The sequence below is a fragment of the Ruegeria sp. CDSC042 genome, from assembly GCF_059610745.1.
The window spans coordinates 901154-926275 of sequence record NZ_JBXWOF010000001.1 but is presented as its reverse complement, the minus strand read 5'-3'; the positions used below and the strand labels follow the sequence as shown (position 1 = coordinate 926275).

At 57.2% G+C, this 25122-nt stretch carries 20 protein-coding genes; 5 read left to right on the top strand and 15 right to left on the bottom strand.

Annotated elements, in window-relative coordinates; genetic code table 11:
- The first annotated feature begins 196 nt into the window (after positions 1 to 196).
- Complete coding sequence (gene glpD, locus AC2FHX_RS04645) at positions 197 to 1774, top strand: glycerol-3-phosphate dehydrogenase (protein ID WP_496700155.1); 1578 nt, start codon at positions 197 to 199, stop codon at positions 1772 to 1774.
- 37 nt (positions 1775 to 1811) lie between these two features.
- Here glpD and AC2FHX_RS04640 read toward each other — a convergent pair whose 3' ends face one another.
- The 3 genes from AC2FHX_RS04640 to metG all read right to left on the bottom strand — a co-directional run bounded on the left by AC2FHX_RS04640 (position 1812) and on the right by metG (position 8139).
- Complete coding sequence (locus AC2FHX_RS04640; RefSeq protein ID WP_281972228.1) at positions 1812 to 4949, bottom strand: efflux RND transporter permease subunit; 3138 nt, start codon at positions 4947 to 4949, stop codon at positions 1812 to 1814.
- Between the two features lie 3 nt (positions 4950 to 4952).
- Positions 4953 to 6131, bottom strand: a complete 1179-nt coding sequence (locus AC2FHX_RS04635; protein WP_142634293.1) for an efflux RND transporter periplasmic adaptor subunit — start codon at positions 6129 to 6131, stop codon at positions 4953 to 4955.
- A gap of 289 nt (positions 6132 to 6420) precedes the next feature.
- Positions 6421 to 8139, bottom strand: a complete 1719-nt coding sequence (gene metG, locus AC2FHX_RS04630) for a methionine--tRNA ligase (RefSeq protein WP_496700157.1) — start codon at positions 8137 to 8139, stop codon at positions 6421 to 6423.
- Positions 8140 to 8395: 256 nt separating this feature from the next.
- On the opposite strand from metG, the gene AC2FHX_RS04625 reads away from it, so the two are divergent.
- Both AC2FHX_RS04625 and AC2FHX_RS04620 read left to right on the top strand, forming a co-directional pair.
- Positions 8396 to 9112, top strand: coding sequence for an OB-fold-containig protein (locus AC2FHX_RS04625; RefSeq protein WP_496687695.1), 717 nt, complete (start codon positions 8396 to 8398; stop codon positions 9110 to 9112).
- A 34-nt stretch (positions 9113 to 9146) separates the two neighbouring features.
- Positions 9147 to 10817: a flotillin family protein gene (locus tag AC2FHX_RS04620; RefSeq protein WP_496690688.1), complete on the top strand. Its 1671-nt coding sequence runs from the start codon at positions 9147 to 9149 to the stop codon at positions 10815 to 10817.
- Between the two features lie 33 nt (positions 10818 to 10850).
- Here AC2FHX_RS04620 and AC2FHX_RS04615 read toward each other — a convergent pair whose 3' ends face one another.
- The 7 genes from AC2FHX_RS04615 to AC2FHX_RS04585 form a co-directional block, all read right to left on the bottom strand.
- Complete coding sequence (locus AC2FHX_RS04615; protein WP_271946650.1) at positions 10851 to 12074, bottom strand: MFS transporter; 1224 nt, start codon at positions 12072 to 12074, stop codon at positions 10851 to 10853.
- A 70-nt stretch (positions 12075 to 12144) separates the two neighbouring features.
- Complete coding sequence (locus AC2FHX_RS04610) at positions 12145 to 12741, bottom strand: YceI family protein (RefSeq protein ID WP_496700160.1); 597 nt, start codon at positions 12739 to 12741, stop codon at positions 12145 to 12147.
- Positions 12738 to 13952 carry an MFS transporter gene (locus tag AC2FHX_RS04605; protein WP_496700162.1) on the bottom strand — a complete coding sequence of 405 codons (1215 nt, stop codon included), beginning with the start codon at positions 13950 to 13952 and terminating at the stop codon, positions 12738 to 12740. The genes AC2FHX_RS04610 and AC2FHX_RS04605 overlap by 4 nt, the downstream gene beginning before the upstream one ends.
- Before the next feature lie 61 nt (positions 13953 to 14013).
- Positions 14014 to 14640: an ImuA family protein gene (locus AC2FHX_RS04600; RefSeq protein ID WP_142634279.1), complete on the bottom strand. Its 627-nt coding sequence runs from the start codon at positions 14638 to 14640 to the stop codon at positions 14014 to 14016.
- 48 nt (positions 14641 to 14688) lie between these two features.
- Positions 14689 to 15270, bottom strand: coding sequence for a retropepsin-like aspartic protease family protein (locus AC2FHX_RS04595; protein ID WP_142634277.1), 582 nt, complete (start codon positions 15268 to 15270; stop codon positions 14689 to 14691).
- Between the two features lie 40 nt (positions 15271 to 15310).
- On the bottom strand, positions 15311 to 15931 hold the full coding sequence (locus AC2FHX_RS04590) for a MarC family protein (RefSeq protein ID WP_142634274.1): 621 nt from the start codon (positions 15929 to 15931) through the stop codon (positions 15311 to 15313).
- Entirely contained in the window at positions 15928 to 17781 is a 1854-nt protein-coding gene (locus tag AC2FHX_RS04585) for an ABC-F family ATP-binding cassette domain-containing protein (protein WP_142634272.1), read from the bottom strand. Before AC2FHX_RS04585 ends, AC2FHX_RS04590 begins: the two co-directional genes overlap by 4 nt.
- Before the next feature lie 106 nt (positions 17782 to 17887).
- Here AC2FHX_RS04585 and AC2FHX_RS04580 point away from each other — a divergent pair, with 106 nt between their 5' ends.
- Positions 17888 to 19090 carry a multidrug effflux MFS transporter gene (locus AC2FHX_RS04580; protein WP_282021324.1) on the top strand — a complete coding sequence of 401 codons (1203 nt, stop codon included), beginning with the start codon at positions 17888 to 17890 and terminating at the stop codon, positions 19088 to 19090.
- Positions 19091 to 19206: 116 nt separating this feature from the next.
- Positions 19207 to 19629 (top strand): nucleoside-diphosphate kinase, encoded by a 423-nt coding sequence (ndk, locus tag AC2FHX_RS04575; protein WP_142634270.1) that lies wholly within the window; start codon positions 19207 to 19209, stop codon positions 19627 to 19629.
- 54 nt (positions 19630 to 19683) lie between these two features.
- Here ndk and AC2FHX_RS04570 read toward each other — a convergent pair whose 3' ends face one another.
- The 5 genes from AC2FHX_RS04570 to AC2FHX_RS04550 form a co-directional block, all read right to left on the bottom strand.
- Positions 19684 to 20031 (bottom strand): TfoX/Sxy family protein, encoded by a 348-nt coding sequence (locus AC2FHX_RS04570; RefSeq protein WP_496677805.1) that lies wholly within the window; start codon positions 20029 to 20031, stop codon positions 19684 to 19686.
- Positions 20032 to 20105: 74 nt separating this feature from the next.
- A complete protein-coding gene (locus AC2FHX_RS04565) occupies positions 20106 to 21476 on the bottom strand; it encodes a sensor histidine kinase (RefSeq protein WP_271946675.1) in 1371 nt (456 codons plus the stop codon).
- Positions 21469 to 22149, bottom strand: coding sequence for a response regulator transcription factor (locus AC2FHX_RS04560; RefSeq protein WP_142634264.1), 681 nt, complete (start codon positions 22147 to 22149; stop codon positions 21469 to 21471). The genes AC2FHX_RS04565 and AC2FHX_RS04560 overlap by 8 nt, the downstream gene beginning before the upstream one ends.
- A gap of 183 nt (positions 22150 to 22332) precedes the next feature.
- A complete protein-coding gene (locus AC2FHX_RS04555; protein ID WP_496700164.1) occupies positions 22333 to 23769 on the bottom strand; it encodes a Do family serine endopeptidase in 1437 nt (478 codons plus the stop codon).
- Between the two features lie 753 nt (positions 23770 to 24522).
- On the bottom strand, positions 24523 to 25122 hold the full coding sequence (locus AC2FHX_RS04550) for a nucleotidyltransferase family protein (protein WP_496700166.1): 600 nt from the start codon (positions 25120 to 25122) through the stop codon (positions 24523 to 24525).

Below are 25122 nucleotides of genomic sequence, written 5' to 3'. Positions count from 1 at the left end.
TCCGGTTATTGGGTTCTTTCGTTTTTGTTCCTTTTTTCGCAATATTGCAACCGGCAGAAAACAAACATCGTTTGGAAAACAACAAAAAATCGCTATTCTTGTTCGTTACGCGAAAAAAAACGAAAATCCACATTGACGAACCGAGTATCGAACGGGTTAATTGCCGCACGTTTTCAGCAAAAGGACTGACCTGCAAATGGCACAGCAGACTGGCCAGGTTACTGACCTATTCATCATCGGTGGCGGTATTAACGGTTGCGGGATCGCGCGTGATGCGGCCGGGCGGGGGTTGTCGGTGACATTGGCCGAGATGAACGACTTGGCATCGGCGACGTCCTCTGCCTCGACCAAACTGTTCCATGGCGGCCTGCGGTATCTTGAGTACTTTGAATTCCGACTGGTCCGCGAGGCGCTGATCGAGCGTGAGACCTTGCTGCGGGCAATGCCGCATATCAGTTGGCCGATGCGCTTTGTGCTTCCGTACCACGATGGGATGCGCTTTGACTCGGATACGCCGACATCGCGCCTGCTGAGCATGGTGATGCCCTGGATGCGCGGTCGTCGCCCGGCCTGGCTGATCCGTCTGGGCCTGTTCATGTATGACCACCTCGGGGGGCGGAAAATTCTGCCGGGAACTTCGTCGCTGAATCTACGGTCTGCGCCCGAAGGCGGCCCGCTGCAGAACAGGTTCGAAACTGCCTATGAATATTCCGACTGCTGGATTGAAGATTCCCGTCTGGTGGTTCTGAACGCCCGTGATGCCGAGGCCAGAGGTGCCGAAATTCTGGTCCGGACAGAGGTTCTGTCTGCCGAAAGGGTCGATGACCTGTGGCATGTCACGATCCGCGACAAGCAGAGTGATGAAACGCGCGTCGTCCAGGCCAAGATGCTGATCAATGCCGGTGGCCCTTGGGTCGGGGACATTATTCAGGACAAAATCCACGTGAACTCGCGTGAAGGCGTTCGGTTGGTTCGCGGCAGCCATATCGTAACCCACAGGTTATTCAACCATGACAAATGCTATTTCTTTCAGGGCGAAGACGGGCGCATCATCTTTGCCATTCCCTATGAGAGAGATTTCACCCTTATTGGAACAACTGATCAGGATCACCCAGATCCATCGGTTCCTCCAGTCTGTACTGAGTCTGAACAGGAATATCTGTGTGCATTTGCGTCAAAATATTTTGAGCAGCCTGTGACCCACGAAGACATCGTTTGGACTTATTCCGGTGTGCGCCCTCTGTATGACGATGGGGCCAGCAGCGCAACGGCCGCGACCAGAGACTATACTCTGAAGGTCAATGGGCTTGGCGGCGCTCCGGTTTTGAATGTTTTCGGCGGCAAGATTACGACCTATCGCAGATTGGCCGAAAGTGCGCTTGAGAAAATCGCTGAGTACTTCCCGGATTTGCCCGGTCCATGGACCGCTGGTGTTTCTTTGCCGGGTGGCGATTTCCCCGTTAGCGCAGTGCAAGACCTTATTGCCGGTCTGGAATTCGACTATGCCTTTTTGAATCGCACATGGGCGGAACGGCTGGTGCGCGCCTATGGAACCGAGGCGCGCGCTATTCTGGCCGATGCAAAGACCGCTGAGGATCTGGGGGAAGAGTTCGGGGCGACTCTGACCGAACGCGAAATGGAATGGCTGGTCACCAAGGAATATGTGCGCTGCGCTGAAGATGCCATCTGGCGCAGAAACAAGCTGGGCCTAAGACTTGATGCCGATCAGATCGCTGCCATCCAGCGCTGGATCGAAAAGCGCCTGGCCCATTAAAGAAAAGCCCCGCGTTTTTGGCGGGGCTTTTTTTGATTTATGCGGCTTCTTCCGAAGGGTCGGGGTCGTTCTTTGTCCCTTTGAGCCATTCCCTCAGCCCCTGCATCAGGGCGTAAAGTACCGGCACAAGGATAACGCCAACCAGAGTTGCCGCCAGCATTCCGCCAAAGACGGCGACACCGATGGCCTTCTGGCTAGCCGCACCCGCGCCGTTCGCGGCAAGCAACGGTACAACACCCAACAGGAAGGAGAGGGCAGTCATCATCACCGCGCGGAAACGTTGATGGGCGGCTTCGGCTGCAGCATCTTTGATCGAAAGGCCATTGGCACGCTGTTCCATTGCGAATTCAACGATGAGGATACCGTTCTTCGACGCAAGCCCCACCAGCATGATCATCCCGATCTGCGTGTACAGGTTTATGTCGCTGCCCACGATGGCCACTGCCGCAACCGCCCCGAATAGGGCAACAATAACCGATAGAAGAATGGACACCGGCATCGACCAGCTTTCGTATTGCCCCACCAGGAACAAATAAGCGAACAGGACAGCAAGCCCGAGGATAATGATCACAAGGCTGCCGGATGCAAGCTGCTGTTGCGCGGTACCTGTCCATTCAAACGCGTATCCCGAGGGTAGGGCGTTGGCGGATTCTTCTGTCATCACAGTGATAGCGTCGCCACTGGACAGCCCTGGCGCAGGTACAGCTGTAACAGTTGCCGAACGGAACAGGTTATGCCGTTTTAACAGGACTGGCCCCAACACGTTTTCCACGTCGATCAACGTACCCAATGGAACCATATCGCCCTTGGTCGAGCGCACATACAGGTTCGAAATATCTTCGACCTTGTTCCGATAGCTCCCCTCGGCCTGAATCATCACGCGGTAAACGCGGCCGAACAGGTTGAAATCGTTCACATAGTACGATCCTAGCTGGGCTTGCATCGTCTGGAAAATCTCAGCAACAGACACTTCCAGGGTTTTCGCTTTCTCACGGTCCAGATCGACAAATAGCTGAGGAACATTGGCCCGGAATGTTGTATAGGCCTGACCAATCTCGGGTCGCTGGTTTGCAGCATAGACGAAGGACCCAACGGCCGAGGCCAGATCCTGAGGCGTACCGCCCCCGACTTGCTGAACCTCCATTTCCACACCGGCTGACATGCCGAGGCCCTGAATCGGTGGCGGGTTGAAGGCCACGATCGAAGCTGCGGATTCGCCATTTGCAATCGCCAGAACCTTGCCCAGAATGGCATCGGCAGACAGGTCGGGATCTTGCCGCTCGTCCCAGTTGTCGAGGTTCACAAAAACGGTCGCTCCATTTGTGGTTGTGCCGTTCAGCAGCGAAAACCCGTTGATCAGAACCGTACTGGCGACCCCCGAGATATCGCGGATTTGGTCGTCGACCCGACCTGCGATAGTCTCGGTTCGTTCCAGTGTTGCCGCATCTGGCAACTGGATGTCCACAAAGAGATAGCCGTTGTCTTCAAGCGGAATAAAACCGCTTGATGTGTTCGACATGATCGTCCCTGTACCCATGGCCAGAACAACGATGACGCCCAGTCCGGCGACTGGCAGAATTAACAGTTTTCGGACAACGACAACATAACCGTCACGCAGCGTTCCGATGAAACGCTCAAACAGGGCCAGAATACCCTTGGGCGGACCCGAGCGCGCGCGCAGAACCAGTCCGCAAAGCGCCGGAGACAAGGTCAAAGCGTTGATTGACGAAATCACGACCGCAGTCGAGATGGTGACTGCAAACTGAGAATACAGTCGCCCCGAGATGCCAGGCATAAAGGTCACGGGCACAAAAACGGCCAGCAGAACCAGAGTGGTTGCGATGACGGGTCCGGTGATTTGGCCCATTGCTTTCCGTGTCGCCTCAGGCGGGGACAACCCTTCGTCGGCGATAATGCGTTCAACGTTTTCAACCACCACGATGGCATCATCGACCACGATCCCGATTGCCAGTACAAGCGCGAACAAAGAAATTGTGTTCAGGGACATCCCAAACGCCAGCAGGAACGCGAACGTCCCGATCAGCGAAACAGGAATAGCAACCGCCGGAATGATCGTGGCACGCCAACTGCCCAAAAAGACAAATACGACCGAAATCACTAAAACGAACGTCAGCATCAGGGTGGAAACCACGTCGTTCAGAGATTGTTCCACGAAGTCGGTCGTGTTGAACGGAACCTGATATTCAACATCTGTTGGGAACGAACGCGACAGCCGGTCTAATTCGGCCTGAACACGATCTGAAACAGCCAACGCATTGGCACCGGGGGCTTGATAGATACCGATAACCGTTGCGGGTTCTGCCTGGAAATAACCCGAAGCCGAATAGAACTGCGCTCCAAGTTCGGTTCTGGCAATGTCCCTTATGCGTACGATTGCCCCTGCATCACCAGTACGGATGACAATATTGCCAAATTCAGCGGCCGAGGTCAGCCGGCCCTTGGTCTTGATCGTATATTGAAATGTCTGTCCCTCAGGGACCGGCGGCGAGCCTATCGAACCGGCAGACACTTCGATATTCTGTTCTCGGATAGCGTTTATGACATCACCCGGTGAAATCGACAGGGCGGTCATCTTGTCGGGATCCATCCATATCCGCATTGCATATTCAAGGTTAGTCAGAACATCGGCTTTACCAACACCCTGTACCCGCGCCAACGCATCTTTCAGGTTGATCGAAGCGTAGTTCGACAAGAATACACTGTCATAGGTGCTTTTGGGTGAGGTCAGCGTGACCAGCATCAGCATATTGGTCGATGCCTTCTGCGTAACGACACCCGACGAAGTCACCTCTGACGGAAGCGAAGACATGGCCTGCGCAACGCGGTTCTGCACGTTGACGGATGCAATGTCAGGATCGGTGCCGACTTCGAAGGTAATATTCAACGAATACGATCCGTTATCCGAAGAGGTGGACGTCATGTAGATCATGTCATCCACGCCGTTGACCTGCGCCTCGATCGGCGCGGCGACAGTGTTCTCGACCGTTTCGGCATTGGCACCGGTATAGGTGGCGGAAACGCTGACGACCGGTGGCGTAATATCAGGAAACTGGGCGACCGGCAGAACCATATAGCCGATCCCGCCCATGATCGTCAGGACAAGCGAAATAACTAGGGCCAGCTTGGGCCGGCTGATGAACAGGGATGAGAACATCTGTTACTCTCCCGGCTGCTCGGATGCGGTGACAGCATCCACTGCCACACCCGGGCGCACGCGCTGGAGGCCCTCGACGATCACGCTTTCCCCTTCGCGCAGGCCGTCTAGAACGATCACAGCAGTTCCGACATTGTCGCCGGTGGTGATATAGCGCTGTTCGACCATTTGCTTATCGTTAACGACCAGAACGAAATCACCGCGCTGATCACGCGACAAGGCCGCCTGCGGGATCAGAACCTGCAAGGTCGGCTCCAGGGCTTCGATATGAACGCTCAGGAACTGACCATCGAGGATCAGCCGGTCGGCATTTGTGAATTCGGCCCGCATTGCAATCGTTCCAGTTAGCGGGTCGATATGGTTGTCAACGAAAACAATCGAACCTGTTTCGCCCAAGTCCGATCCATTGGGCAGCGTTACATGCACATTCGGGCTTTTGGGGCTTTCGGCCAGCGACGATGCATTCTCGCCATATTGTTCAAGAACCGAGGTAAACTGTTTTTCGTTCAACGAGAAATTCACATACACTGGTGCCTCGCTGACGATATTCACCAATGGTGGGTTGTTCGGGCCAACAACGTCCCCGACGCTGATAGCGACCCGCCCGATACGGCCGGTGAACGGTGCGTGGACCTTAGTATAGCTCAGATCAAGTTCAGCCTGTTGGATCGCGGCTTTCGCGGCTTTGACTTCGGCAATGGCCACAAGTTCGTTGGCACGGGCGATATCCCGTTCGCTTTCCGGAGTGGCATCGCGTTTGTAAAGTTCTTCCTTCCGGGCCAGGTCAACTTTGGCGAGCTCAAGATTTGCTTCGGCACGGTCCAGATCGGCATTCCGTGCATCTAGTGTCGCCTGATACAGGTCCGGCTCGATCGTGAACATAAGGTCGCCTTCATTCACCATCGCGCCGTCTTCAACATTCTGACTGTCCAGAAATCCGCTGACCCGGGCGACAATATCGGCCTTGTTCAGCGCCTCAGCTCGACCGATGAAAGTCGCCTCGTCCGTGATTTCTTGCGTGTAGGCCGCTGCGATGGACACTTTGGGCGGTGGGGCGTCACTTTTATCCTGCGCGGCAGCTGGCACCACCAACCCACACAGGGCCAAAGCTGCGGCATACCAAACGGATTTGGCTATGGGGTCATTCGGTCGAAAGCTGAAAAGTGTTGATGCAAGGATCATGGCAGAAGCCCCATTGAAACAAAAACTGGACACAACTCGGGTCGCCGCCAGCGGTCCGAGTCGCCTAAACTCTTCGTGAGGATGGCTGGTTTTGCTAGGTTTCTCAAGCGTGTTAGCCCGTAGGGCAATCGCTTACCCAAGGATATTTTTCTGTAGGGCGGCAGGTTTACGCAAATCGGCCAGGGCTAGTTCCCTGATCTGGCAAGGTCGTTTCCGGCAATCTGGATCAAACGCAAAATGAAAAAAGGGGGCCGTTAAGCCCCTTGTATTCTTTTCCCGGTCGGGTGTCTTAGGTGCGGACACCTGCAAAACGGTCCTGCCAGTCTTCGCGCTGTTCGTCGGTGATCTTGGCGAACAGAACATCGGGAACGGCAAAGTCGTGGCCTGCGGGCAGGGCGGACAGGGCCGCCGCAACATCGTCAGGCCAGGCGGTATCCATCGTGTTCATCGCGCTCAGCATACGGGCGGTGGTTTCGGGAATGAACGGCGCACTGAGCACGGCATAGAGCCGGATCAAGTTCAGACCCAGACGCACCTGTACCGCGGCCTGTTCGGGATCTTCCTTGAAGGTCGACCAGGGTGCCGCGGATTGAAGATACTCGTTCCCGGCAACCCAGATGGCGCGCAATTCCTGGGCGGATTTGCGAACTTCCATTGCCTCCATGAACCCTTCATAGGCGCGGACGCGGCGGGTCAGCTCTTCGATCAGGGCCTGCTCGCGGTCGCCATAGGTGCCGCCTTGGGGCACCGCCTCGCCGAATTTTGAGCGGCAGAACTTGGTGATCCGGCTGACGAAGTTGCCCAACACATCGGCCAGATCCTTGTTCACCGATTGCTGGAAGTTCTCCCAGGTGAATTCGCTATCGCTGCTTTCGGGCGCATGGCTCAGCAGCCACCAGCGCCAGTAATCGGCAGGCAGGATGTCCAGCGCCTGGTCCATGAACACGCCGCGACCTTGGCTGGTTGAGAACTGGCCGCCGTCATAGTTCAGGTAGTTGAAGGATTTCAGATGGTCGACCATCTTCCACGGCTCACCCGAACCTAGAATGGTCGCCGGAAAGGACAGGGTATGGAAAGGCACATTGTCCTTACCCATGAATTGAACATAGCGCACGTCATCGGCACCTTTGTCAGTGCGCCACCAGCGCTCCCACTCGGCATCCGCTTTGCCGGTCGCATCAGCCCATTCCTTGGCGCAAGCGATGTATTCGATCGGCGCGTCGAACCAGACGTAAAAGACCTTGCCCTCCATGCCGGGCCAGTCCTGATCGCCCTTCTTGACCGGCACGCCCCAGTCCAGATCGCGGGTAATGCCACGGTCTTGCAGGCCGTCGCCGTCATGTAACCATTTCTTGGCGATCGAGGTGGTCAGGATCGGCCAATCGGTCTTGGAATCGATCCAGGCGTTTAGTTGATCCTTCATCGCGGATTGGCGCAGATACAGGTGTTTGGTCTCACGCACCTCCAGATCGGTTGACCCGGAAATGGCCGAGCGCGGCTCGATCAGGTCGGTCGGATCCAGTTGCTTGGTGCAGTTTTCGCACTGGTCTCCACGTGCACGGTCGTACCCGCAGTTGGGGCAGGTGCCTTCGATATAGCGATCCGGCAGAAACCGTCCATCGGCGTGGGAATAGACCTGCTTCTCGCTCACTTCGCGGATCAGCCCGGCATCTTCCAGCTTGCCCGCGAAATGCTGGGTCAACGCTTTGTTCTGGGCGCTGGACGAGCGGCCAAAGTGATCAAAGCTCAGGCCAAAGCGCTGTGCGATATCGGCCTGCACACCATGCATCTCGGCACAGTAATCAGCGACCGGCTTGCCTGCCTTGGCGGCGGCCAGCTCGGCCGGGGTGCCGTGTTCGTCGGTGGCGCAGAGAAACATGACCTCATTCCCCCGGCCGCGCTGATACCGCGCATATAGGTCGGCGGGCAGTTGCGAGCCGATCAGATTGCCGAGGTGCTTGATCCCGTTGATGTAGGGGATCGCCGAGGTGATGAGAATCCGAGCCATGTTCCGTTTCCGCGTATGTAACTGCAGGCTCGTCTATCTTATGTCACAGCCCAGCAAAAGCCCGGCTTTTGCCCGGATGCCACTTTCCGGCCCTAGGCACCGAAAAAACCCCAAAGAACGGATTTCCCGACTGCCGCTGTGTCACCATGTTAATTACCCATAGGTTGAAATATAGAATCACAACCTCTTGAAACTTTGTCATGACTCCCCATATTTACTGCATACCATAGTATACAATTACGGAGACAGCCCACTGATGCTCAGTTTTCTACTAGAGGGTGCATTTGTGCCCTTTACCATTGCGATTGCGCTGTTGTTTGGCCTTTTGGGGCTGGAACTGGTGGCGCTGTTGCTGGGTGGAAGCCTGATGGCGGGTGAGGGCGAGGTTGACCTTGATGTGGTTGACGCTCCGGAATTGGACATTGGTGATTTCGAACTTGATCTGGACGCGGATGTCGATCTGGGTGAGTTCGAGCTGGCCGAGGTCGCGGCGGAAACGCCGGTTGTGGCCTCGGACGGTCCTGCAAGCTGGCTGGGCTTTGGCAAAGTGCCGTTCATGATCTGGCTGGTGGTTCTGCTGGCTGGCTTCGGCCTGTCGGGCATCGGTCTGCAGCTGGGCCTGCGTGATGTGATGGGCTTTGATCTGCCCTCATGGATGGCCGCGATCCCGGCCGGGGCCTTTGGCATCTGGTTTGCGCGTGGCTTTAGCGCGGTCTTTGCCCGCCTGCTGCCGAAAACCGAGACCGAGGCGATGTCTGAACGGATGCTGGCCCGCCGTCGCGGTTTCATCTCGCAAGGGACAGCATCGCGTGGCCGCCCGGCCGAAGTGCGGGTCATGGATCGCTTTGGCAATGCGCATTACCTGCGCGCCGAGCCCCTGCAGGACAAGGATACGCTGGAACAAGGCACCGAAGTGCTTGTCTTGCGCGACCGACGGCAAGACCGGTTCGTTCTGGTCGGCTTGTCAGACTAACTAAATTTCAAACCCCAATCTTGGAGGATTTTGCATGGGACTTGAACTCCTGATCATTATTGTTGCGACCGTTTTATCGATACTAGTGTTAATTGGATTGGTTTTGAAACGGTTGTACCGACGGACCACCCGCGAGATCAGTCTTGTTAAGACTGGTGCTGGCGGCAAGAAAGTTATTATGGACGGTAGCGCTTGGGTTATCCCCCTTCTGCACGAAGTCAGCCCAGTAAACATGAAAACGCTGCGCCTTGAAGTTCAACGCAGCGCTGAGGCTGCCCTGATCACGAAAGACCGGATGCGTGTCGATGTAGGTGTCGAGTTTTATGTCTCGGTGATGGCTACGGACGAAGGCATCGCACGTGCCGCCCAAACCCTGGGCGCCCGCACATTCGATATCGAACAACTGCGTGAGATGATCGAAGGCAAACTGATCGACGGTCTGCGCGCCGTGGCCGCGCAGATGACCATGGACGGTCTGCACGAAAACCGCGCTGACTTTGTGCAAGAGGTGCAGAATGCGGTCTCCGAAGACCTGTTGAAAAACGGCCTGTCGCTGGAATCGGTCTCGCTGACCGCGTTGGACCAGACGCCGTTCGAAGCGCTGGATGAGAACAACGCCTTTAACGCCGTGGGTATGCGCAAGCTGGCCGAGGTGATTGCGACCTCGAAAAAAGAGCGCGCGCAGATTGATGCGGATGCCGAGGTAGAAGTGCGCCGTGCTGCCATGGAAGCTCAGCGTCAAAAGCTGTTGATCGACAAGGACGAAGAGCAGGCCCGCATCGAACAGACGCAACAGATCGAAACCCTGCGCGTGGCGCAAGAGGCCGAGATCGCCGCGCGGACCGAGGATTCGGTGCGTGAAACCGAACGTGCCCGGATTGCCCGTGAAGAAGCCATTCGTGGCGCCGATATCGAGCGCGAGCGTAAAATCCGTGAGGCCGAGATCTCGAAAGAGCGCGAATTAGAGGTTGCCGAGCAAGAGCGTCAGATCATCATCGCGCAGAAATCCGAAGAGGAAAGCCGCGCCCGTGCGTCTGCCGATCTGGCCCGCGCTGAGGCGACCAAAGCGACCGAAGCAGTGGTTACCGCCCGTCAGGTGGCCGAGGCCGAGCGTCAGAAGCAGATCGTGCTGATCGAAGCGACGCGTGAGGCTGAACGTCAGGCCACAGCCATCCGTCTGGCCGCCCAGGCCGAGAAAGAAGCTGCCGCCGACCGCGCCGAAGCCCGCCGTGAAGAGGCGCAAGCCGAAGCGGATGCGCTGAATATTCGCGCCGAGGCCAAGAAGAACGACATGCTGGCCGAAGCGGAAGGTAAGCGCGCGATTGTCGAGGCTGACAATGCCCTGTCCGTTGATCAGATCCGCCTGAAGGTTGATCTGGCCCGGATTGAAGCGATGCCGACGATCATTGCGGAAATGGTCAAACCTGCCGAAAAGATCGACTCGATCAAGATCCACCAGGTTGGCGGGATCGGTGCCGCCGGTGGTGGCGGAGGCGCCAATGGCGACAAGCCGGTGGTGAACCAGGCGCTGGATTCGATCATGGGCATGGCCGTGCAGATGCCCGCGCTGAAAAAGCTGGGCGAAGAGCTGGGCCTGTCGATGGAAAACGGGGTCGGGGGCATCGTCAACGGCGCGCTAGAGCCGACGGTTGATCCGGTGAAAGAGGTCGAAGTTGTCGACAAGGAACCTCACACCGAACACTAAAACGAAAGGGCCGGGATTTTCCCGGCCCTTTTTCTATCGTTCCTCGCGGGATCGTTTCAGCAAGCGCCCGATGGTAAACGAGGTTCGCGGTGAATAGACATAGCTGGTGCGTTCCTCGGGTGTTGGCCGCGACCGCATCCGCGCCAGACCAAAGATGATCAGGAACACGTGGCCAAGTGCCACAAAGGCAAAAAGCGCGCCGGGTCCAAAGGATTGGATCAAAGTGGATGACACGTAAGGCGAGGCAATCGCACCCAGCGCATACCAGAACATCAGCGCGGCAGAGAGCTCGACCCGTTGTTCGGTTGTGGCAAAGTCATTGGCGTGCGCGGATGAAACTGAGAAAATCGGGAAGGTCGTAAAGCCGAACAAACACGCGGCCAGCATGACGCCGACGGTTCCGGTGTTGCCGGCGGCCATGGTCACACCGCAGCTTAGGACGGCGGCAACCGAAAGCCAGATCAGTACCCAGCGCCTGTCGTATTTATCGGCCAGCCATCCCATCGGATATTGCGCCAACGCGCCGCCCAGCACGAAAGACGCCAGGAAAAACGCGATCTGATCGACGCCAAGCCCAACCTCTTGCCCGTAAACAGGGCCGACCATCCGAAAGGACGCCGAGCTTAACGCGGCAACCACCACCCCGGCCACCGCCAGAGGAGAGCTGTTCCAGGCCAGTTTCGGGCGCAAGCGCGGGGCGTCGGGCGTTTCGGGCTGGCTGGCGCGGGTCAGTGTTAGCGGCAACAGGGCAGCGCAGCACAGGATCGCCAGCAAGTTATACGAGACATATGATGCTGGTGGCAGAACTGCGATGATCAGCTGGGCGCAGAGGGACGCGCCCATATCGACGATGCGATAGGTGCCCATGGCGCGCCCGCGCGTCTCATTCGTGACTTTTGCGTTCAGCCAAGCCTCGATCACTGTGTAGCACCCGGCGACACAGGCGCCTGACGCGATTCGAAGGGCCGCCCAGATATAAGCGTTGTCCGTCAGGGTGTGCCCCAGCAACCCCATTGCGCCCAAAGCTGTGCAAACGGCAAATGCCCGCGAATGGCCGACGCTTCCCATCAGGCGCGGGGCCCACCAGCATCCCACAAAGAAGCCAACGAAATGGGCCGAGCCCAACAGACCAATTTGCCCGGTGGTGAAATTCAGGGTCAGGCCGGAAATCGCATCCAGCGGGCCAACGCCACCGGTGGACAGTTGAAGCAGAATGACGGAAAGAAATAAGGCGGCAAAGGAAATGATCGTGCGCATGATGGGCTCAGATTGCGATATTTCCAGCGCGGTGCGCGCGGCTTATCGACTTTGTGGCGTCGTTTTTGATCTATCCAGTCTTTTTGATCTTGGCCCGGATATCAAGGCCAACAGTTTCCTTTACGAGGTCGGAATAACCCGAGGCGCCAAATTCGTGACGGTTCAGTGAACCGCTGAGTTGGATGGAGAGGTTATTCAAGTTGTCTCGGGCGCTGCCGGGCGGGCGAAAAATATTGGCGCGCAATGTGATTGGTCGCGTTACACCACGCAAGGTCAGATCTCCTGTGATCTCGGCCCCGTTCGAGATACGTCCACCGTTGCCAAGCTGAATATCGGTCGAGGTGAAATGAATTGTGGGAAATCCTGTGGCGTCCAGAACCCCAGTGCTGAGCATCGGTTTGCGGGCGAAGGGCAGGTTGGTGCGCGCCTTGGCGACGTTTAGCGAGACATCCACCCGGCTGTTGGTCAGGTCGGTCATGTCTATTCGGATATCTGCAGATTGTATCGGCATGGTTCCGGACTGTGTGATTCCGGCCAGCTCGAACGTAAAATCTACGGAAGTGCCATTGCGGACCAGTTCATAGGGACGCAACCCGGCCAGAGCCGGGCGCGCAAATGGAAGGGCGGTCAACCCGGACAGTACAGCGCGCCTTGTCAGTTGGGTCATATCATGACCTCCTGCCTGTGGGGCCGCGATCGCCTTAGCAACATCAGCAGGATAGCGATGTTCAGCCCGTTCCAGAGGATGCCATTGATAAAGGCCAGTTGATAATTTCCGGTTAAGTCGTATATCCACCCGGACATCCATCCGCCCAGTGCCATGCCCATGATGGTCATCATCATCACAAAGCCAACGCGTGCTCCGGCCTCTTGCGGGGGCATATATTCACGTACGACCAGCGCATAGCTGGGGACAATGCCGCCCTGCGCCAGACCGAACATGAGGCTGATAATGTAAAGTGAGGCCATCCCGTCATAGGGCAGGAACAGAAATAGGGCGATACATTGCAGGAAAGAGCCGACCAGCAATGTCATCAACCCGCCCAGCTTGTCGGCGACCAACCCCGAGATCACTCGGCTGACCACGCCGCCCAGCAACATCAGCGAGAGCATCTCGGCCCCGACCGCCGGGCCATATCCGAGCCCGACGCAGTAGGATACGATATGGACCTGCGGCATCGACATGGCCACGCAACAGCCAATTCCGGCCAGACCAAGAACGTATTGCAAGCTGCGCGGCGATATTCCCACGCTGCGCGCGTTGATCTGCGCATTGGCGGCGGCGGTCCGATGGGCCTCGATCGGGACTTGCCGGCGCAGCAGCAGAGACAGGGGTATGACAACGAGCAGCGTTATGACCGCCAGCGTCAGATAGACCTGCTGCCATCCCTCACGTGCAAGGATGCCTGACAGAAGCGTTGGCCAGATCGCCCCGGACAGGTAGTTTCCGCTGGCAACCAACGCCACCGCAATCCCGCGGCGTTTCATGAACCAGTGTGAGATATCCGCGATCAGAGGGCCAAAACCAACAGCCGTGCCCAACCCCAACAGCAGATGGGCCAGTGACAAGAGCAGCATATTCGGCGCCCATGTTGCCAACAGATAGCTGACCGCGCTCAGAAGGGCGGCACCGATCAGTGCCTTGGTCACGCCCAACCGATCAACCAGTTGCCCCAGCCACATGTTCCCCAGTGCAAACCCGATCATCGACAAGACATAGGGAAATGAGGCTTCGGCCCGACCGGCGCTGAATTGCGCCTCGATCGCGGGCATCACGACGATTACTGCCCACATGCCCACATTCGCCACCGTAGCGATTGCGAGGGTGATCAGAAGGCGAAGCCAAGAATAGCGGCTGTCATGGATTGGATGGCTCATACCGGAACGCTAGGGTTGGATGTGGCACTTGGCTAGTCACAAGTGCCGTGAGCCGCGTAACTTATTCCCCCCAATACACATCTTGGGCCTTGATCCGCGTCAGGTTCAGCCCGGCATGTGTCTTGGTCTGGGTGGCCTGCCAGCTGACCGGGGGCAGGGCGCGGGCGCGACGGCGAGTCAGGGTCCAGCAGGGAACCCCGGCGTGATGATCCGCAGCCATGTGCCAGCGGGTTTCAACCCCCTGTGCGCCGCCATCGCCAGGGGTCAGTAACAGGCCCAGCGGGGCTGGCCCCATCGTGCCGCCTTGTTCCGCGGCCAGATGCATCCGTCGGACCGGCGTCAGGCCGGGCGCCTCGGGCAGATCGCAGATCACCAGTGGGGTTGCCCCGCTGCGCAACGCTTCTTCCATGCACCACAGCAGATCCTCGGCATGGTTGGGGCGGGCAAACAGGAACCGGGCCGGATCGGCAAAGGCCATCATCCCACCGGGGTGCAACTGGCTGGCCTCCCACGCGGGGGAAATCCACAGAACCGGCCCCTGTGCCTGACCGGCCAACCACATGGCAAAGCTGCGCCGGGCGGGGCCGCAGGCCTCGTGCACGCGGGCCAGTTGCAGGGTGATCTGCGGATGGAGATTCAGCCCTGCCATTTGTCGTGCGGGTTTGCGGCCAAGAAGGTGTGTGGACATGCTATTACTCTAGCATGTTCTTATTATGTTCTCAATATCGAGAGGGTATCAGCGCGACAGGATCAGACGCCCATCCGCGAATTGTATATTCGAGAACCGGTGCAGGTAATCCATGCCCAGCAAGGACTGATCCAGCGCCCCTTCATTCACCCAGGCCGAGACATTGCGATCCGTGATGGGCCCCAGTTCAAGGCTGTCCAGCCGTATCGGGGCGGTGCGCACCTCGCCATTGGCCGTCAGGGCCCGCCCGAAATAGTTCAGCTGATCGGGGTCAACACCGATGCGTCTGGCATCCGCCTCGTTCAACACAATCTGGCTGGCGCCGGTATCGACCAAAAAGGTGATGGGCTCTCCGTTGACCAGAACCGGTAGATAGTAGTGCCCGTCATAGGCGCGCGGCACCTCGATGCTTTCGCCGGTCACGGTCATCTGCGGGGCAGGGCCCACAGTGCTGCGGATATCGCCCCATAGTCCATAGGCGGCAATGATGCCGATAAAAATAAACACCCAGGCCAGAGCCTGTTGCAACGTTTTGTTCAGGCTTTGCCGGTTCTGAGAGATAAACCAGGCCACGACCGCTGCGCCCAGCAATCCAAGATAGGCCAGATTTGCAATGCTGTCGCCGTCCATACCGCTACCTTACTGCGTCACTCGAATCCAATATGGGGATTTATGACGCAAATCCAAAGGCTTTTAGCCCATCCAAGATAAACTGAACTGACAAGGCCGCCAGCAGCATGCCCAACAGGCGGGTCAGCACATTCAGCCCGGTCTTGCCCAGAATTCGTGCCACCGCGCCTGAAGACAGGTAGGTGACGAACACCATCGCCACTACGATCAGCATCATGCCGATCACCACGGCCAGACCCTCTATGCCCGGATGCTGCCCGGCCAGCAGGATCATTGTGGCAATCGCGCCGGGTCCTGCAATCAGGGGAATACCCAACGGAAATACCGAAGGATCAGGATGCTCTTCTTCTTCGGCGCTGTTTTCGCGCCGCTTGGTGCGCCGTTCGAACAGCATGTCCAGCGCTGTGAGGAACAACAGAACGCCGCCCGCAACGCGGAACGCCTCCATCGAGATGCCAATAAAGCCCAGAACCGCCTCGCCGAATGCGGCGAACATGGCCAGAATCCCAGCCGCCGTCAGACAGGCGCGCACCGCTATTGTATAACGCGCATGCCGATCCATGCCTTGTGTCAGGGCCACAAAGATCGGCGTTTGTGCTGGCGGATCAATGACCACAAGCAATGTTGTAAACGAGGTTATGAGAAAGGCTGTATCCATCATGCTGCGGTCTCTGCCTGTTCCAACCGCTCTGCTGCAACCACCCAAAGCGCCTCGGCTTTTTGCATTGCCTCGACCACCTCGGAAAATTTCCGGTTCCAGGTCGCCAGGTCGTTGATCTTGTCGTCTTCATACAAACTGGGGTCAGCCAGTTTGGCCGAGAGTTTTTCGTGCATATCCGTCAATTTCTCGATCCGTTCCTCGCATTTGCGCAGATCGGCGCGCAGGTTCAGAACCGCCTCGCGCGATGGGCGTTTGGGCTTGGCCGTCAGCGGCTTTTCCTTAACAGGTTTGTCGCGGCCCAGCAGTAGGGACCGATAAGATTCCAGATCCCCGTCAAACTGTTTGACGGATCCGTCCGAGACCAGCCAGAGGTGGTCCGCCACCAGCGAAAGCAGGTGCATGTCATGACTGACCAGCACTACAGCCCCGGAATAGGCGGTCAATGCCTCAACCAGCGCCTCGCGGCTTTCGATGTCCAGATGGTTGGTCGGTTCGTCCAGAATCAGCATATGCGGGGCGTCGATGGTGGCAAGCAGCAGCGACAGGCGCGCCTTTTGTCCGCCGGACAGCCGCCCGACCTTGGTTTCTGCCTGATCGGCATTCAATCCGAACCCGGCCAAACGCGAGCGCCACTTGCCCGGAGCTTCATTCGGGCGCAATCGGCGCAGATGATCCAAGGGCGTCTCGTCCACATGCAGCTCATCCACCTGATGCTGTGCAAAATAGCCGATGCGCAGCTTGGTGCTGCGGCTCATCTTGCCAGCCATCAACGGCAGACGATCAGACAGCAGCTTGGACAGGGTCGATTTGCCCTGACCGTTCTTGCCCAGCAGCGCGATACGGTCATCCTGATCAATGCGCAGGTTCAGTCTGCGCAACACCTCGGTCTCGCCGTATCCCGTCACACCGCCTTCGATCTGAATGATCGGGGGCGACAGTTCTTCGGGTTCTGGGAAGGAAAAAGCGCGCAGAGCAGCCTCTTGCGGGGTCGAGACCAACTGAATTCGTTCGATCATCTTCAGGCGCGACTGGGCCTGAACTGCTTTGGACGCCTTATAGCGAAAGCGATCCACGAAGCTTTGCAGATGTGCGATGCGCGCCTTGGCCTTGGTGTTTTCCGATTCCGCCTGTGCCAGACGTTCGGCGCGGCGTTCCGCGAATTTATCGTAAGGCACCGCGTAATAGGTCAGCTTGCGATCTTCCAGATGCAGGATCGACCCCACAGCGCGGTTCAGCAACCCGCGGTCATGGCTGATGATGATCACCGTGTGCGGATATTTCGCCAGATAGCTTTCCAGCCACAGAGCGCCTTCCAGATCCAGATAGTTGGTCGGTTCGTCCAGCAGCAACAGATCAGGCTGCGAGAACAGCACCGCTGCTAGCGCGACGCGCATGCGCCAGCCGCCGGAAAAGTCCGAACAGGGTTTCAGCTGATCCTCGTCATCGAACCCCAACCCTTTGAGGATCGAGGCTGCGCGCGCTTCGGCCGACCAGGCGTCGATATCGGCCAGCCGGGTCTGAATATCGGCGATGCGTCCGGGGTCGGTGGCACTATCGGCTTCAGTCATCAACGCGCTGCGCTCGGTATCGGCGGCCAGAACGGTATTGATCAGTGAGGCATCGGACGAGGGCACCTCTTGCGCCACGCCACCAATACGCGCCCGTTTCGGGACAGCGATACTGCCCGATTCCAGCGCCAGCTCCCCCCGGATCAAGCGAAACAGGGTGGTCTTGCCGGTGCCATTGCGCCCCACTAGTCCAACCTTGTGGCCATCGGGGATGGTTGCGCTTGCGCCCTCGAACAAAGGGCGGCCTTCAACGGCATAGGTGATGTCTTGAATCCGTAACATATGCTGCTCTTAGCAGAGCCGTTATGCCGCCGCCAGCAGCTTGCATGTTCAACCGGCATTCAATGTGTTAGCGCTGTTTTGCCTGAAGTTTTCACACGGTTCCATCATGCATACAGCCCGAACACCTCCGTCGTTGGTCACGCTGGTCTTTGCCACAGCGTTGTCGGTGCTGACGCTGAATATGTTCCTGCCATCGCTGGCGCATATGAGCGTGGACTTTCAGGTGGATTACGGCCTTATGAATCTGGCGGTTGCGGGATATCTGGCGGTTTCTGCTGTGCTGCAACTGATTATGGGTCCTCTGTCGGATCGATATGGGCGCAGGCCGGTCCTGTTGATCTGCATGTCGATCTTCGTGGTCGCATCCATCGGCTGTGTGCTGGCTGGGTCAATCTGGGTGTTTCTGGGTTTTCGCCTCGTTCAGGCTGTGGTTGTCGCCGGGTCTGTGCTGTCCAGCGCCTCAATCCGAGACCGCTATCCCCCCAACGAGGCGGCCAGCAAGCTGGGCTATGTCGCAATGGCTATGGCGCTGGCGCCAATGCTGGGACCGATGTTGGGCGGCGCGTTGGACATGCTGTTTGGCTGGCGCTCGGGGTTTGTTCTGTATTCCGTACTTGGCACCGGTCTGCTGGCTTTGCTGTGGTTTGATATGGGAGAGACCAATATAAACCGCGCCCCAACATTCGCGGCGCAGCTGAAGGAATATCCGCATCTGTTCCGCGCCCGAAGGTTTTGGGGTTATGCCCTATGCGCGGCATTTTCGATCGGCGGCTTTTTCAGTTTTATCACCGGTGCACCGTTGGTTGCAGCTGCTTGGTTTGATCTGAGCCCCGCGATGCTGGGTCTTGGGATCGGCATTATCACCGGCGGGTTCATGGTCGGGAATTTTGTCACTGGCCGATTGGCGGCGCGGACGCAGTTAACAACGATGATCCTGATAGGGCGGAATGTGGCCACGGCAGGGCCGCTTTGCGGGCTGCTTCTGTTTTGGGTCGGGCTTGGTACGGTTTGGGTCTTTTTCGGCTCGGCCATCTGTGTCGGTTTCGGCAATGGACTGACCAACGCCAATGCATCGTCGGGCGTGATGTCGGTTCGTCCCAAACTGGCAGGCAGCGCGGCGGGCCTGTCAGGTGCAATGATCGTTGCGCTGGGGGCGGTTCTGACCACGATCACCGGCGCCTTTGTCAGCCCGGAAAACGGACCCTTTCTTGTGCTTGGCATGATGTGCGGGTGCAGCTTTATCGGCCTTCTGGCCGTGCTCTATGTTCGTAGGATCGACCGTCTGGACCCGTTGCCCGGCACATTGTGACCGGCAAAGCGCCGGAGCAGGGCATCATAACACTTTTCATAAGCTACAGACCATGATACGCGGCCCGCGATGGATTTCGGCGCGGGCCCCGCGCCCTATTTTAAGGAGAGGCCGACATGGCACTGGAACGCACATTCTCGATCATCAAACCCGATGCAACCCGCCGCAACCTGACTGGCAAGATCAACGCCAAGTTTGAAGAGGCCGGTCTGCGCATCGTTGCGCAAAAGCGCATTCACATGACCAAAGCACAAGCTGGCAAGTTCTATGACGTCCATGCCGAGCGCCCGTTCTATGACGAACTGTGCGAATTCATGTCGTCCGAGCCGGTTATTGTACAGGTTCTGGAAGGCGAAGGCGCCATTGCCAAGAACCGCGAAGTCATGGGCGCAACCAACCCCGCAGATGCGGCCCCCGGCACCATCCGCGCCGAGTTCGCTGAATCGGTTGGCGAGAACTCGGTCCACGGTTCAGACGCACCGGAAACCGCAGCGGTTGAGATCGCCTATTTCTTCTCGGGCATCGAACTGGTCGGCTAATCTGCTTTAAGATCAAGCCTATAAAGCCGCTCCCGGGGTCGGGGGCGGCTTTTTCTATGCGGGTTTCAAGTCGTCCGAAGATACCCGGACGCCGATCGCATCCAAGTCGGCAATCATCTTCGTCTGCGGCGCAGTACCGTTGCTGGCTTTGATTGCGTCGAACCTTTGCCGCAGGGCTTTTTTCTCTTCGCCTTTGCAATCGTTCCAGGGGCGGCCTTGCAGCCCCATCACCAAAACATAATAGCCGATGAAATGAGGGCGCGATCCTGCCTGCAAGAGTTTTGCATAGGCCGCGTCGGGGCCTATCTCGCGCAGTTGCTGGGCCGAGTGGATACCGGCGCGCGCGCAAGCCTGTTCATAGGCCGGGCCGAGATTACGGATAGTTGAGATCGGGTCAGACATAATCGACGTTTTAACCGGTGTCAGAATTACTGTCACCCGATCCTTTTTTACCTTTGCGGTTCATGATCACCGGATCAGGGTTTGCGCGACAGACGAATAGTGGCTTCAAGGCCCGGATCACAGTTGCGGGCGTCGAACATGCCTTTGTGCATATGCGATATCGCTGCGACCAAAGCCAGGCCCAGACCTGCATTGCGCTCGGTCCGGGCGGGATCGAGTGTCACAAAGGGCATCTGCAGACGGGCCAGATCGTCCTGTGGTACACCGGGGCCGTGATCTCGCACGCTGAGGTTGGTATACAGGCCGTCATCCGCAATATTGATCGTGATGGTCGAACCATCAGGCGCGTATCGCAGCGCATTTTCTAACAGGTTGGACAGTGCCTGAGACAAAAGGGGGCGGTGGCCGGGAAGGGGGGCAGTTGACCCTGTAACTTCAAGTGTTACGCCCTGATCCGTGGCAACCGGATCATAGAGCTCGACCACGTCCGCCACGAGTTGCTTAAGGTCGACATCTTCGAACTGCTCTCGCCCGACACCTGCTTCGGCACGCGAAATCTCAGTCAGTTGGCCCAGTACCCGCAGGACATGATCAACCTCGGTCGTCGCGCGCGCGATGTCGATTTCGCGATCCTGTTCGGATTTGCGGCTATCTGACAGGGATTCGACCCGCTGTTTCAACCGCGACAAAGGAGAGCGTAGATCATGCGCGATCGAATTCGAGGTCGTCCGTAGATTGCTGACCAACTCCTCGATCCGGTCCAACATCGTATTGAGCGTACCTGAAACTTGATCGAATTCATCACCGGTCCCGCGCAAGGGCATCCTGCGCGACAGGTCGCCTGAAACGATGTTTTCTGCGGTTGAGGCGATGTCAGACAAGCGCGAAAAGACGAGCCTGGTAAACAGCCAGCCTGTCAGGACGCTCAGCGCCAGCGCGATTGCCAGCGCGAAGCCGACCGAGCGTAAAAGAACACGGTCAAACTGCTGTCGTGCCAACGCATCCCGCCCGACAAGCAGGCGTTCTCCGCCCGGCAGACGAATGGATGCAGCCGAAATTGGCACCAGCTGTTCGCTGTCCGAGCGTCGCAGCTCTAGTTGGACCCAACCACTTCCGGCAGTGATGTCATCGGGCCATTGTCTCAGGTTGCCAGCCAATTTCGTCCCGTTGCGGTCGGTCAACAAGTAGAGGGCATCCCGTTCAGAGGCGGTGGGAATACGGCGTTCGATGGCTGTCAGCAAACCGATGAGCCCGCGCCTTTCGTATTCATCGGCCAGACCGGTCAATTCCGCGGAAACCACCGAGCGGGTTTCGCTTTCGATACTGCGATTTGCGGTGACATAGACAAGGGCCAGCACGGTGGCTGTCAGCAATGTGCTCAGAACCATGCTGGCCAGAACCAAACGCGTTCTGGAATTATTGAACGAAAGCCGTAGGTTATCCATCAGATATCATGTAACCTGCGCCCCGGACTGTTTCAATCAACGGGATCTCTCCGCCTTCATCCAATTGGCGGCGCAGTTTCGAGATATGGACGTCAACCACATTGGTGTTCGGGTCGAAATGATAATCCCAGACACCTTCCAGCAACATGGTGCGTGACACTACGCGGTTCTTGCGTCTCAGGAAGAATTCCAAAATCTGAAATTCACGCGGTGTCAGGGTAATCTCTCGCCCGTTGCGGGTGACTTTGCGGGTCAGCAAATCCATATCCAGATCGCGGCAGGTCAGGGTTGGGTTTTCCTCAGATTCCTGCGGGCGTCTTAACAGAGCTTCGATCCGCGCATGCAGTTCCTGAAAAGAGAACGGTTTGACCAGATAATCATCTGCACCGGCCCTCAGGCCTTTGACTCTCTCATCGACCGCGCTCATTGCGGTTAACATCAGAACCGGAGTTTTCAGACCCGCTGCGCGCATGGATTTGATCAGTGACAGGCCGTCTAGACCGGGCAGCATTCGGTCCAGAACGATGGCGTCAAAGCCACCATCTGTGGCGTGATACAGCCCTTCGCGCCCATCCGCGGCCTGTTCGACGACATATCCTTCCTCGCTGAACCCTTTTGCTATGAATTCCCGGGTGTCTTCATCATCTTCAACGATCAACAGGCGTCGGCTCATGATCTGAAATCCTTTCTACCGGAACTTAAACACAATTTTTCAAACAAAGTACAAGATTTGACCAGTTTAGATGCCGGGTGCGTCGTTGCGCACCCGGCTGCTCCGGCAGATTGCGGACAATTCAATCATGCCAGAGAGGCGCCCGCCAGATCTCCCCATCACGTGGCGCGCGCAGGTGTTCGATCAGGCGATTTCCACCGCAACAAAGATCTGGTTGCCGCCACGGTTGATCAGGACAAGCGCGGGATCGGTTTTTTCGCTGTCCAGCGCGTCTTTCAGCGCGTCAGGAGTGGCCGTATCCTGGTTGCCCAGCTTCACGATCACGTCGCCACGCTGAAGACCGGCTTTGGCTGCAGGGCTGTCCGGTTTCAGGTCCGTGACGATCACACCGTCAATATTCTCGGCCATGCCCAGTTCCGCACGGTTGGTTTCTGTTAGTGGTGCAACGGTGACACCCAGGGCGGTGCCCGAAATGCCTTCATCCACTGACTTGTCAATTTTGGCCGATGCGGACTGATGCTGTCCAATCGTCAACTTTATGTCTTGCTCACTGCCGTTGCGCAAAACTGTAAGCGTGCTTTCTGTTCCAACCTTGGTAGTTCCGACAAGGATCGGCAGGTCGCTGCTGGACGCGACGGGTTCGCCGTTAAAGGTCAGGATGACGTCGCCCTGTTCCAGGATGCCTTCGGCAGGGCTGTTGGCAACAACGTCCGAAACCAATGCGCCGTTTGAGGCATCAATTCCCATCGCCGCAGCGATCTGAGGGCTGACATTCTGGATTGACACACCCAGCCAACCGCGGCTGACCTGGCCATCATCGCGCAGATCCGCGGCAATATGGTCCACAATGTTCGACGTGACGGCAAAACCTAACCCGACCGACCCACCGCTCGGGGAATAGATGGCCGAGTTCACGCCGATAACCTCACCATCCATGTTGAACAGCGGGCCACCGGAATTGCCTTTGTTGATGGCCGCATCCGTCTGGATGAACTCGGCATAAGGTCCCTGCGAAATATTGCGGTCCTTGGCCGATACAATCCCGGTCGTCACGGTCGAGCTGAGGCCAAACGGGTTCCCGATGGCGACAACATCCTCGCCCACACGGATCACATCGCTATTGCCAAGCTCTACGGCCTGAAGTGGCTCGCCCGCGTCGATCTTGAGAACCGCGATATCGGTCAACGGGTCGGTACCGATCACCTCAGCCTCAAAAGTTCGGTCATCATTCAGGCGAACGGTCACGGTCGCTGCATCGTCGACCACGTGATGGTTCGTAATGATGTATCCGGCTTCATCCAGTACAAAACCTGACCCCAAACCCTGAGAAGGACCACGACGGGGGGCATCGAACCCTTCAGGCACGCCAAAGCGTTTGAAGAACTCACCGAATGGTTGGCCTTCGAAATCAAACTGCTGTCCGGTTTCCGGGCCCTTGGCGGCGTTTTGTTCCGCGATGATGGTCACGACAGAAGGTGACACGCTCTCAACTAAATCAGCCAGCGCTTCGTCAGCTTTCGAGGGCAGGGCGGTCGTCGCCAACAATGCCGCACTCAGCGCTGAGACGCCTATCCAGTTTGATGTGCGTGGCATAAGAAGAGAGGATTTACGGATGCTCATTTTGGTCTCCTGATTGAAGCACGCGACACTGGCCGCGCCTTGGATCAAGAGATGCTGCATCAGTCTGTGACTTTCCTGATTGGTTGGTTAATAAATCTTAATTTTGCCACAAACGAGAGGCTCTATCCCGGCGTCAGGTAGCAAAGATTCGCGGAAATCTTCCGAATCATAAGGTTAGAATCGGTGGATTGTTGCCTGTTCGGCAGTCAAATGATGATTTTAGTTGAATTAAATCTGTTTGATAAACAAAGCGAGCTCTCAGAAATTGATGGATTTATGACACAGCCATTGGTTGTGAGTGGATCTGGTCTCATAGGCTGAATTTGCCGGAAACATATCATATTATGAACATGTTATATATATGGTCTGTGATAAATGGAGTGTACTTGCTTTTAGATTTTCTTGGACGAACAACCTATAGTAGAAACACATTGAGAGAGATGTTGCGTAAAAACCAAACTGAAACATCAGAAAATGCAAGTTTAGGCCAATTTTACGTTGTTTGAGAGCATCTGATAGGTGACGATGGTCTTGCCCAAGCGAAGGGAAGTCGGCGGCACTAGGGGGTGCCAACGGCTTGTCACAGTCTCTGGAAGCGCTGAGCGGCATGTTAACGAGGGGGTCTTGTTTAGGTTCGGTTGCGGAATATTCGGAATGCCTAGTGTGTTCTGGACGCGCTTTCAGGATCAGTGAAAAGTGGTAGTCCTTAATTGGGTAACCGGCCCGGTCTTCATTGACCGGGCCGTACTCGTTTTAACTGTTGCGATTTTTGGTCCAGATATCCCATGCTTCGGGCGTGTCCAGATCCAGCACGGCATGTTGGCCGGGGAGCACACATAGATGGACCTTGTCCTGATGGTCCCGAACCACTGATTGTGCGCCTTCGTCTCCGGTCAGGCGGCTGATTTGATCAAACAGGAGACGGCTGAAAATCACAGGGTGGCCAGGCTGTCCTGACGCGGTCGACCCGCGCCAGATCAGCTTATCCGGATACGCCTTAGTCGCCTTGATCAGCGTCTGAAGGTCATCCAGAGTGATTTCAGGCAGGTCAGCTAGCAGAACCATGACGGCTTCGGCCTCTGGCCCAACAGCGGACAGAGCCCCTCGTAAGCTTGCATTCATACCTTCCTCCGCATCTGCGATTTCGACCAGATGCAGGTCCAGCCCCTGCAACACGTCGTACCTGGGATGAGGCTTGGACGGCAGGGCAACAATAACCGACGATGCGGCCCGTGCTGTCTGGGCGGAACGGAGCAGCAGCGGGCAGCCATCAATCTCTTGCAGCAGCTTATCTGCGCCTCGCATACGCCGGGATTGTCCGGCGGCCAGAAGGATGATGGGTATTCGCGTCAT